The sequence below is a fragment of the Citrobacter sp. SX206 genome, from assembly GCF_024181025.1.
Classification (GTDB): domain Bacteria; phylum Pseudomonadota; class Gammaproteobacteria; order Enterobacterales; family Enterobacteriaceae; genus Citrobacter; species Citrobacter youngae.
Genome location: NZ_CP049738.1, coordinates 294,692 through 306,171, shown reverse-complemented (window position 1 = coordinate 306,171; position 11,480 = coordinate 294,692). Strand labels below are relative to the sequence as shown.

The 11,480-nt window shown below is 53.8% G+C and carries 10 protein-coding genes; 3 read left to right on the top strand and 7 right to left on the bottom strand.

Features of this window, described 5'->3' with window-relative positions; translation table 11 throughout:
* Nucleotides 1-131: 131 nt before the first annotated feature.
* Entirely contained in the window at nt 132-1,238 is a 1,107-nt protein-coding gene (gene asd, locus G8S19_RS01455; protein WP_003837862.1) for an aspartate-semialdehyde dehydrogenase, read from the bottom strand.
* Between the two features lie 190 nt (nt 1,239-1,428).
* Here asd and yhgN point away from each other — a divergent pair, with 190 nt between their 5' ends.
* Complete coding sequence (gene yhgN / locus G8S19_RS01450; RefSeq protein WP_003023480.1) at nt 1,429-2,022, top strand: NAAT family transporter YhgN; 594 nt, start codon at nt 1,429-1,431, stop codon at nt 2,020-2,022.
* Nucleotides 2,023-3,053: 1,031 nt separating this feature from the next.
* Nucleotides 3,054-3,500 (top strand): hypothetical protein, encoded by a 447-nt coding sequence (locus G8S19_RS01445; protein WP_116360411.1) that lies wholly within the window; start codon nt 3,054-3,056, stop codon nt 3,498-3,500.
* 82 nt (nt 3,501-3,582) lie between these two features.
* Here G8S19_RS01445 and gntU read toward each other — a convergent pair whose 3' ends face one another.
* The 5 genes from gntU to G8S19_RS01420 form a co-directional block, all read right to left on the bottom strand.
* Nucleotides 3,583-4,923, bottom strand: a complete 1,341-nt coding sequence (gntU, locus tag G8S19_RS01440; protein ID WP_003023477.1) for a gluconate transporter — start codon at nt 4,921-4,923, stop codon at nt 3,583-3,585.
* Nucleotides 4,923-5,453, bottom strand: coding sequence for a gluconokinase (gntK, locus tag G8S19_RS01435; protein ID WP_003023475.1), 531 nt, complete (start codon nt 5,451-5,453; stop codon nt 4,923-4,925). Before gntK ends, gntU begins: the two co-directional genes overlap by 1 nt.
* A gap of 141 nt (nt 5,454-5,594) precedes the next feature.
* Complete coding sequence (gene gntR, locus G8S19_RS01430) at nt 5,595-6,590, bottom strand: gluconate operon transcriptional repressor GntR (RefSeq protein ID WP_003023473.1); 996 nt, start codon at nt 6,588-6,590, stop codon at nt 5,595-5,597.
* A gap of 222 nt (nt 6,591-6,812) precedes the next feature.
* On the bottom strand, nt 6,813-7,508 hold the full coding sequence (gene yhhW / locus G8S19_RS01425; protein ID WP_016151113.1) for a quercetin 2,3-dioxygenase: 696 nt from the start codon (nt 7,506-7,508) through the stop codon (nt 6,813-6,815).
* A gap of 123 nt (nt 7,509-7,631) precedes the next feature.
* The gene (locus tag G8S19_RS01420; RefSeq protein ID WP_199969609.1) at nt 7,632-8,669 is read right to left on the bottom strand and encodes an oxidoreductase; all 1,038 of its coding nucleotides are present in this window, start codon (nt 8,667-8,669) and stop codon (nt 7,632-7,634) included.
* A 470-nt stretch (nt 8,670-9,139) separates the two neighbouring features.
* Between G8S19_RS01420 and yhhY the strand changes: the two genes are divergently transcribed.
* Nucleotides 9,140-9,628: an N-acetyltransferase gene (gene yhhY, locus G8S19_RS01415; protein WP_253685979.1), complete on the top strand. Its 489-nt coding sequence runs from the start codon at nt 9,140-9,142 to the stop codon at nt 9,626-9,628.
* A gap of 63 nt (nt 9,629-9,691) precedes the next feature.
* Here the strand turns inward: yhhY and ggt are convergent, their stop codons facing one another.
* On the bottom strand, nt 9,692-11,437 hold the full coding sequence (gene ggt / locus G8S19_RS01410) for a gamma-glutamyltransferase (RefSeq protein WP_253685977.1): 1,746 nt from the start codon (nt 11,435-11,437) through the stop codon (nt 9,692-9,694).
* Between the last annotated feature and the right edge of the window lie 43 nt (nt 11,438-11,480).

Below are 11,480 nucleotides of genomic sequence, written 5' to 3'. Positions count from 1 at the left end.
CGGTACTAAGTCACCCTTAAAGAATAGCCAATGCTTTATCTTACTCCTGGTAAAAAATGAAACATCTGCGCTTACTCCTGTATTACGCAAAAAAAAGGGTGACTCAGCACCCTTTGATCATTAACAAACCATTACGCCAGTTGACGTAACATGCGGCGCAATGGCTCCGCAGCACCCCAAAGCAGCTGGTCACCTACGGTAAAGGCTGACAGGAACTCCGGTCCCATATTCAGCTTACGCAGACGACCTACTGGCGTGGTCAACGTGCCGGTAACGGCCGCCGGGGTTAACTCACGCATGGTGATTTCACGATCGTTTGGTACTACTTTCGCCCACGGGTTGTGCGCCGCCAGCAGTTCTTCCACGGTCGGAATAGACACATCTTTTTTCAGTTTGATGGTGAACGCCTGGCTGTGGCAGCGCAACGCGCCGACGCGCACGCACAGACCATCAACCGGGATCACGGAAGACGTGTTGAGAATTTTGTTGGTTTCCGCCTGTCCCTTCCACTCTTCACGGCTCTGACCGTTATCGAGCTGTTTGTCGATCCACGGAATCAGGCTACCGGCCAGCGGTACGCCAAAGTTATCAACCGGCAGTTCACCGCTACGGGACAGGGTCGTCACTTTACGTTCGATGTCGAGAATAGCAGAGGAAGGGGTCGCCAGCTCCTCGGCCACATGGCCATACAGATGACCCATCTGAGACAACAGCTCGCGCATATGACGCGCGCCGCCGCCGGAAGCCGCCTGATAGGTCGCCACGGAGACCCAGTCGACCAGGTCATTGGCAAACAGGCCACCAAGGGACATCAGCATCAGGCTAACGGTGCAGTTACCGCCGACAAAGGTCTTAATACCTTTATTCAGGCCATCGGTGATGACATCCTGGTTAACCGGATCGAGAATAATGATGGCGTCGTCTTTCATACGCAGCGAAGAGGCCGCGTCAATCCAGTAACCCTGCCAACCGCTTTCACGAAGCTTTGGATAGATTTCGTTGGTATAATCGCCGCCCTGACAGGTCACGATGATATCGAGCGCCTTCAGCGCATCCAGATCAAAAGCGTCCTGAAGCGTGCCGGTCGCGGTTCCACCGAATGTCGGTGCCGCCTGCCCGAGCTGGGAAGTAGAAAAGAAAACAGGGCGAATGGCGTCGAAGTCACGCTCCTCAACCATGCGTTGCATGAGAACAGAGCCGACCATACCGCGCCAGCCGATAAAACCAACATTTTTCATAGCGTTTTTTCCTGCAGAGATGTGTGCTGTGTATGTATGCCAGTGTCCTGGTGGCATATCCTTCACCATACAAAATGCAGCCAAAGTCGCAAGTGAAATTAATCAATGATAGCGAAGCCATCAGTAATGCGACTTATCCCGCTGCGCAAGCAAGCAGAAAGTCCGTGGTAATTATCAGGGAATTTGAGTTATGAATGAAATCATTTCAGCGGCAGTTTTATTGATCCTGATTATGGATCCACTCGGAAATCTGCCCATTTTCATGTCCGTATTGAAACATACCGAACCAAAACGCCGCCGCGCGATTATGATTCGCGAGCTGTTCATTGCGCTGTTGGTGATGCTGATATTCCTGTTTGCGGGCGAGAAAATTCTGGCATTTCTGAATCTGCGCGCGGAAACCGTGTCGATTTCCGGGGGCATCATTTTGTTCCTGATCGCCATTAAGATGATTTTCCCCAGCGCCACCGGGAATAGCACCGGGCTTCCGGCGGGTGAAGAGCCGTTTATCGTGCCGCTGGCGATCCCGCTGGTAGCCGGTCCGACAATCCTGGCCTCATTAATGCTGTTGTCGCATCAGTACCCGAACCAGATGGGGCATCTGGTGATTGCGCTGCTGATCGCCTGGGGCGGTACGTTTGTGATTCTGTTGCAGTCGTCGCTGTTTTTACGTCTGCTGGGGGAGAAAGGGGTGAACGCGCTGGAGCGCCTGATGGGGCTGATTCTGGTGATGATGGCCACCCAGATGTTCCTCGATGGCGTACGGATGTGGATGAAGGGGTAATTTCTCCTTTTTGGAGCAAATACCATGTTACCCGGAGAACGGTTCCGTTCACGTTATGTTCGTTGCTTCTCTGGAGTTTCTTCATAGGTGAACGTGTTAAGGGGGCTACGCAGCCCCCTTAACAATCCCGGCTCCCGGCAGGAAAATTGCCACTTCGTGGTTCCCTCCACTTATTCCTCCAGGCTACCGGGCCGGGCGCGAGGCAGCGTCCATGCAAAACGCGCCCTGAACCCGCATCCCTGCGGGTTCTCCCGGCCTTACGGAAACACGTCGGCAATTTTCAGCCGGACCAGCCCACACCTGACCATCTGCGTTTTTATTTGAACAGGTTTGGACAGCAAAACAAATTTAACTGGAAGTCAGAGCGTTGAAGCGATGACACCGGTCCGGCTGAAAATCGATGAGGCGTTGACGGCTGACCGGGTCTGCCCGCAAGGATGCGGGCAAAGGGGACGGCCTGCAGGGACGCAGGCTCGGCCCCGACCCGACAGGCAGACGGAATAAGACGAATAACTCGCGCAGCGACGATTTTCCCGCCGGGAGCCTGGGTTGCAAGGGAGGCGGCGGTGAGCCTCCCTTGCACGTTCACGGGTATCAGCGCTTCAAAGAAATGACACCACTGAGGTGAACGGAAACCTGAGCAATAATCACATGTTCACCCTACATGCTTAACTGAACGGCATTGCGCTGTAATTTCAGGTATTCCTTATGCTTTTAAGTCGCTGATATAACGTATTTTCATTTCTGCGGAGCGCCTTCCGGAATGCCCTCTTGTCAGCATCGTGAATTAGCCTTATCTTCTCGCTGCACCTGCAAAATCAGGTGTCAGAATTAGCCTTCTGAAAATCATACTGGCGACATATACTTCTATGTCGTGCGACCGATTTCGTCTCAATGGCGGGTCGAGCGGGGGCGTCGCAAGACGCGCCGGTATCCAGTATGACCGGTAAGGCTAACTCCGCTCGATTCTGCCACCCGCGAGATTAGCCTCTCCGGTGGTGGTTTAAATAAAACATACTGGAGGCTGCCCTATGGCGACTACCCCTCTCTTTTCACACTCTTTATTTACCCTGCCCTTTAGCCATGCCACGGACTTCACCGAACTGGCGGATAACTGCGAGCGTTTTGTCGAAGGACTGGTTGAATGCCATGACCCGGTTGAAAAACTGGCGATTTGTGCACGTCTGTCGGCCTGTCTCGCGTTATTGCAACCGACCTTAACGGAGCCTGTACCGCAGCATCTGCAGGCCAGTCTGACGGTAGAAACATTCCCGACCCGTTTTCCCCTTTTCGAGCCTGAGCCAGACCAGATGGGGCGTTACTGCCAGCTTTTGACGCATTTGCTGATGAGCAAAACGCTTTCTGATGATATGGAGCGAGTAGCAGGTGATTTGCTGCAGGATTTGGTGGGTTATTTCGCCGACACGCTGAAAGCGCCGCGCTGGTTAAAAACAGATGAAGGCATGGTAATGCTGTAAAAAAGCCGGGTGACGCTTACCCGGCTTACGGTGTGCAATGAATTCAGGCCCGGTAAGCGCAAGCGCCACCGGGCAACAGGACTCAGCTCAACAGCTGGAAAGCAATCATACCGACAATTGCGCCGACCGTGCCGAGGATGGTTTCCATCATCGTCCAGGTCTTCAGCGTTTGTGCTTCCGTTGCGCCGGTAAATTTACCGAACAACCAGAAACCGGCGTCGTTAACGTGGCTGACCACGATCGAGCCGCCTGCGATACAAATAGACAGTGCCGCCATCTGTGCGCCGGAGAAGTTTAGCTGTTCAATCACCGGCATCACCAGACCGACCGCCGTTAAGCAGGCCACAGTCGCGGAACCCTGAATGATACGCACCGCCGCCGCCAGTACGAAGCAGGTAATGGCAATCGGCAGCCCCATTCCGGTTAACGCTTCGCCCAGCGCCGGACCGACGCCGGAATCAACCAGCACCTGTTTAAACACGCCACCTGCACCAATCACCAACAGGATAATCCCCGCTGGTTGCAGCGCATGACCGCAGATCTCCATCACTTTGTCTTTTGGCATACCCTGGCGAATCGCCAGACCGTAAATCGCCACCAGACAGGCAACCAGAATCGCGGTAAACGGGTGACCGATAAACTCAAACCATTCGTAAGTTGAAGAACCAACCGGCACAAAGCGCGCGGCGATGGTTTTCAGACCAACTAATACCAGCGGCAGCAGGATCAGCGACAAGCTAAAGCCGAAGGACGGCATTTTACCTTCGCCCAGATGCGGCTCGGTAATGTCATCAGGAATGTTTAGCTCAACGTAACGGCTGATGAAATTGCCCCACAGCGGTCCGGCGATAATCATGCCCGGAATCGCGGCACACAGGCCAATCAGGATCATCCAGCCAAAGTCAGCGTGCATCTGCGAAGCCAGCAACATCGGCGCTGGCCCCGGCAGTAAAAACGCCGCAGCCGCCGCTACGCCTGCAAACAACGGAATGACTAATTTAACCAGGTTGGTACCGGTGTGACGCGCCATCGAGAACGCCACGCTGATCAGCAGCACAATCGCCACCTCAAAGAACAGCGGCAGCGCGCAAATCAGACCGGCCAGGCCAATCGCGTAATGCGCGCGGCTGTGGCCGAAGGATTTCAGCATTTTGACGGCAATTTGATCGACTGCGCCGGTCTCATGCAAAATCTTGCCGAACATCGCCCCCAACGCCACAACAATCGCCAGGAAACCGAGCGTGCCTCCCATCCCTTTTTCCATAGTCGCGGCGATTTTATCGAGCGGCATACCGGAAAAGAGACCTGCACCAATAGACACCACCATCAAAGCAAGGAAGGCGTGCATACGCGCCTTCATCACTAAAAACAGCAGTAATAAAACGGACCCTACTGCTGTTAAAACAAGCGTTAATGTACTCACTACTTACTGCCCTGGTTAATAACCTCAATGGTGCTGGCGACCACACCGTCCAGTGGTTGATCGATATCGACCACCAGTACATCGTTTTCATTTGCACCCGGTTCTTCCAGCGCTTCAAACTGGGTCACCAGCATCTGCGTTTTGAAGAAGTGGCCTTTACGCGCTTTCAGGCGGCTTTCGATAACGTCAAAATCCCCTTTCAGATAGATGAAAGAGAGGTTCGGGTTACCGTCGCGCAGCTGGTCGCGGTAGACTTTTTTCAGAGCGGAACAGACGATCAGCGAAACCTTGTTGGTACGCTGCATCGCAAAAGCGGCGTCATTCAGCGCCTGTAACCACGGTTTACGGTCATCATCGTTGAGTGGCTCACCGGAAGCCATTTTCATGATGTTGCTGCGCGGATGGAGAAAATCGCCATCAAGAAACGCGGCCTGCAGTTGATGCGCCACTTCGCTGGCGACAGCAGATTTACCGCTGCCCGATACGCCCATCAGAACGTAAACGTGGTGATCATGATTAGTCGTGCTCAAAGCGTTGCCCCCACTGGTACAAGAATCTGGAAATTGTTACGGGTAACTGTTATCGGTAACATTGTCCAGCCGGATAAATAGAGAAGCAATATCCATTCGTGCTCGAAGTGTATAAGTGTGAGCTACTTCAAACTTGTTGGCTTAAATAGATCCGCCCGGTGACAAGGTGAAACCTAAATCTAACATTTTAGGTGTGACTGCTTCACCACGGATGCGCGCCAGCAGACGTTCAGCGCCAATGCTGCCCATCCGTTCACGCGGCGTGAGCACGCTCGCCAGACGCGGCTCCATCACCTGCCCGATGTCGTGACCGTGGAATCCGGCAATCGCCATGTCATCCGGGATTTTCAGCCCTAAACGCTGGCATTCGAAGGCCGCCCCTACCGCCAGGTCATCGTTGGTACAGAAAATGCCGTCGAGCTGCGGGTATTCGCGCCGCGCCTGACGGATGAGTTCAATACCGGATGAGTAGGAAGAAGACTGTTCCACCATCACGCTGTACGGCACCAGATTGGCATCGCGCATTGCCTGCTCGTAGCCTCTCTGTTTGATGATAGTACGTTCATCAAGACGTGCGCCAAGATAGGCAACATGACGGTGCCCGCGGGCGATGATAGCGGCAGTCATCTGGCGTGCGGCTTCGAAGTTGTCGAAACCGACGGCGATATCCAGACACGGGGACTGGCTGTCCATCAGCTCAACCACCGGGATACCGGCGACCTCAATCATTTTCAGCGTACGAGGCGTATGGCTACGTTCGGTGAGGATCAGACCATCGATATTCCACGACAGCATCGATTCCAGGCGCTCTTGTTCCATCTCTGGCTTATAGCCGTAGTGCGCAAGCATAGTTTGATAACCATGGGCGTCGGTGACGGCCTCAATGCCGCGTAACACTTCAGCAAAAACCTGGTTAGTGAGAGACGGTAACAACACGCCGATAGCACGGCTGGTAGCGTTAGAAAGGATATCAGGAGCGCGATTGGGAATATAACCCAGCTCATCAAGTGCAGCGGCAATTTTGCCCCGCAGCGCCACGGAGACCTGCTCCGGGTTACGCAAAAAGCGACTGACCGTCATTTTGGTCACGCCCACGCGGTCGGCTACATCCTGAAGTACGGGTCTTTTCTTTTTCATCGTCCTGAAGCGTTAAAAAGGGATAGATTCCCCCAGTTTACCACGGACGTGCATGAACCTTTGCAGAGAAAAAAAGGAGTTTTTATTGTGAGAAATACACAAAATCATTCGAGTTGCATCAAGGCGGCGACGTAGTGAATCCCCGGGAGCGTACATTAAGTACGCGACCGGGGTGAGCGAGGAAAGCCAACACAGATGCGGCTTGAAGGATGCCGTGTATTTTTATACAGGCGGCAGGTCAAACAGTAACACTTCGCTGTCGCTGTCGGCATGAATAGAAATTGCCTGTTCATCCCAGATTGCCAGACCATCGCTGGTGGTCGCTTTGGTTCCGTTAATGGTGACGTTGCCTTTAACGACCTGGATCCAGACGCGACGTTCAGCGGCAATCTGATGCACCGACTGCTCATCTTTCAGTAACGCCCAACGGTACAGCTCCATATCCTGGTACACTTTCAGCGAGCCATCGCGGGCATCAGGCGACAGCACCAGTTGTTTACCCTGAGCGGCATCGAAACGGCGCTGTTCATAGCGCGGCGTAATACCGTTTTCCTGCGGCATGATCCAGATCTGATACAGATGCAGCTTCTCAGTATTGCTCGGGTTGTACTCCGAGTGACGGATCCCCGTCCCGGCGCTCATAATCTGGAACTCACCGGCAGGAACCTGCTCTTTGTTGCCCATGCTGTCCTGATGTTCTACCGCGCCTTCCAGCACGTAGGTCAGGATTTCCATGTCTTTATGGGGGTGAGTGCCAAAGCCCTGGCCTGCGTCAATCACGTCATCGTTAATCACGCGCAGTGCCGAGAACCCCATAAAGTTCGGGTCATAGTAGTTGGCAAAAGAGAAGGTATGCCAGGAATCGAGCCAGCCATGATTCGCATGACCGCGGTCGTTAGCTTTGCGTAAATAGATCATTGTGTTCACCCCCAGATGTTTTCGATGGAGTAAGTGTGGACTCAATCTGCCTGGGATCATAGAGGGTGAAAATTGACTCCTCTGTTCAAAAAATATGAACAAGCCCAGAGGAGTCGTTTAACGCTATTTGGCGAGGGTTATCGTGGCAGGCGTTGCCTGTTCAAAGGCGCGTTCGAGGATTTCCAGGTTGGTAAGAACTTCAGATTCCTTGACGTAATTAGGCATACCGGCGTTCAGCGTCTGGTATAGCGCATCATAGACGCGACCATAGTCCCCGACTTCCGGTTTCATCTCTTCTCTCACCGTCAGGCCGTCATCGTTGACGTACTCCAATACCCCGGTGGAATCGTCAGCAGCGAAACCGGGCTCACCCGGCATGATATTGGCCTTCAGGCTGGTTTCCTGCTGGTCGATGCCGTACTTCACAAACGAGCCTTTGGTGCCGTGAACGATAAACTTCGGATAGTCGATTTTCACCAGATGACTGGTTTTAACAATGGCTTTCAGGTCACCGTAGAACAGTTGCGCTTCAAAGGTATCATCCGGGTTCGCTTTATTACGCAGGCTGCGGATGTCATAGGCCACATGATCGGGGCGGCCGAACAGCGAGATAATCTGATCCATGGTGTGTACGCCCAGGCCATAAAATGCGCCGTCCTGCGGCAATCCCGGCTTAGTTTCCGCCACCGGACGGTAGTAATCGAAATGGCTTTCAACCTCAACAATTTCGCCGAGCTTGCCGCTCTCAATCGCCTTTTTGGCGGTAAGGAAGCAGGAGTCAAAACGACGATTCTGGTACGGCGTAACAGTCAGCCCTTTGCTTTGCGCCAGTTCGAACAGCACTTTTGCTTCTGCCAGCGTCGGCGTGAACGGTTTCTCAACCAGCACGTTTTTACCCGCCTCCAGCGCACGTTTGGCGTAGTCAAAATGGCTGTCAGCATGGGTACAAACGATCACTAACTTCACCTGCGGATCGTTTAAGATCTCGTCGAGGTCGCTGGTGAAGTGAATATGCGAATACTGCGGCGCCTGCTCTTCCGGCTTGGCGCTGCGACGGTAGATGTGCGCGACATGCCAGCTATTTTTGCGGTTGAGGACGTACGGCAAATGGTAGCGAGTGGTACTTTTACCAAAACCAATAAATGCGCAGTGTAAGGTCATGAGACAGTCCTTTTGAAGATGATTATCTACACCATAGCGCAAAGCGGCTGGAGACTGAATGTTGGATTCTTTGCCGGATGCGGCGTTGCCTTATCCGGCCTACAAAAGCAGACGCCTCAAGATCGGCCGTCGGCGTCGCAGGCAGTTTGTTCACGGCAAGCGCGCAGGGCCCGGAGCGTACTAAATGTACGTGAGGAGCACGAGCACTTCCCGGGGACAAAATGGCAAGTAAGCCAGGCTGAAACAAAACCCCAAAAAAAAAAGCCAGCAAAAGCTGGCTAAAGTAATACTGGAAGCAATGTGAGCAATGTCGTGCTTTCAGGTTCTCCGTAGGGGTTCCCCTGAATGCAGAGCAATAATAATCATTCTCATTCGCACTTGTCTACTTCTTTTTGCAAAAAAAATGCAGTTGACGGAATTTTCTTTCTCAGCGAGGGTAAAGACTCAATTAACCCTGAAGGAGATAAGGAATGAGTGAGATAGTGATACGCCACGCTGAACCGAAAGATTACGACGCAATTCGTCAGATCCACGCCCAGCCGGAGGTGTACCACAACACGCTACAGGTTCCTCATCCTTCCCTCGAAATGTGGCAAGCGCGGCTAACCGAGCAAGCCGGGGTTAAACAGCTGGTTGCCTGCATTGACGATATCGTCGTGGGACATCTCTGCATCGACGTTGCTCAGCGCCCGCGCCGCAGCCACGTGGCCGATTTTGGTATCTGCGTGGATGCCCGGTGGCACAATCGCGGCGTTGCCAGCGCCCTCATCCGCACGATGATCGACATGTGCGACAACTGGCTACGTGTCGAGCGTATTGAGCTAACGGTATTTGTTGATAATGAGCCTGCTGTAGCAGTCTATAAGAAGTACGGCTTTGAAATCGAAGGCACCGGTAAGAAATACGGCCTGCGCAACGGTGAGTATGTTGATGCCTACTTTATGGCGCGCGTGAAATAACGGGTAAGAAACCGTCAGGAAGCACTCGCCGGGCCTGCATCAACGGCAGACCCGGCAATACCATCAGTATCCCGCCGTTAAATCATCCACGGAACGCGGGTCGGACGCGCCATACAGTGCGCCATCCGGTCCTACCATAATGCTCTGCGTGCTGCCCATCGCTTCCTTCAGCGCGACTTTCTGCCCTTTCTGCTCCAGCAGCTTAATGGTGTCCGGGCTAAACCCTTTCTCAACGCGCAGTTCATCGGGCAACCACTGATGGTGGAAACGCGGCGCGTTGGTCGCTTCGGCGACGTTCATTCCAAAATCAATGCTGTTGACTACCATTTGCAGCACGGTAGTGATAATTCGGCTCCCACCAGGGCTGCCGGTAACCAGCCAGGTTTTCCCGTCTTTTACCACGATAGTCGGCGACATTGATGACAGCGGACGCTTCTTCGGCCCAACCGCGTTAGCATCACCGCCCACCAGCCCATAAACGTTCGGCACGCCCGGCTTGGCGGAAAAATCGTCCATTTCGTTATTAAGCAGAATGCCGGTGTTACCCGCCACAATCCCGGTGCCGAAGGTGGTGTTCAGCGTATACGTCACCGCCACGGCATTACCGTCTTTATCCACCACCGAGAAATGGGTGGTCTGATTACTTTCATACGGCGCGAGCTTGCCGGGCTTGATCTGGCTGGAAGGCTTCGCCTTATTGATATCAATCTGATCGGCAAGCGATTTGGCATAGGCTTTGTTGGTCAGCGCCTGCCACGGCACCTTCACAAAATCCGGGTCGCCCAGATACTCCGAGCGGTCGGCGTAGGCATATTTCTCCGCTTCAGCCATTACCTGCATGGCATCAGCGCTGCCAAACCCGTACTTCTTCATATCGAAGTTTTCGAGAATATTGAGGATCTGCACGATGTGAATCCCGCCAGAGGACGGCGGTGGCATGGAGAAGACCTGATATCCGCGATAGTCGCCGCTAATCGGCGTACGCTCCACGGCTTTATAGCTGGCTAAATCCTCTTTGGTCATCAGCCCGCCGTTTTTCTGCATTTCCCCGGCTATCTGATCGGCAATTGCCCCTTTATAAAACGCATCCGGACCGTTCTCGGCAATCATCTCCAGGCTTTTCGCCAGGTTCGTTTGCACCAGCTTGTCGCCCTTTTTCAGCGGCTCGCCGTCTTTCCAGAAAATGGCTTTGCTGTTCTCGTGATTAGGGAGCACTTCGCTGCCATAGGTTTTCAGATCGTCAGCCAGCGCGTCGTTAACCACAAAGCCTTCTTCCGCCAGCTTCATTGCCGGGCGCACGACTTTGTTCAGCGGCATCGTGCCGTATTTCTCCAGCGCCAGCGAGAAACCCGCCACCGTACCCGGCGTACCTGATGCCAGATGCGACGTCAGCGACTTTTTCGCATCGGCGTTACCCTGCTCATCAAGGAACATATCGCGGGTCGCGCCAGCAGGGGCCATTTCACGAAAATCAATCGCCGTGGTGTTTCCGTCTTTGGTTCGCAGCAGCATGAACCCACCGCCGCCCAGATTGCCCGCCTGCGGATGCGTCACCGCCAGCGCGTAGCCAACGGCAACGGCGGCATCAACGGCATTCCCGCCCTGTTTAAGAATATCCACCCCAACCTGGGTGGCTAAAGCATCCACGGAAGCCACCATCCCCTGCTGAGCACGAACGGGATGGAACACATCTTCCTCAACGCCGTAGGATACCGGCGGTGGCGCAGCCGGTGCGGCAGCCACGCTAAAACAACTTCCTGAGAGCAGAGCAGCAATGGCTACCCGGCGTAAAAACGTCGGTTTTATCATCGTTATTCTCCAGATGTACGGGGTCGGCCCCCAATAAGCCTGG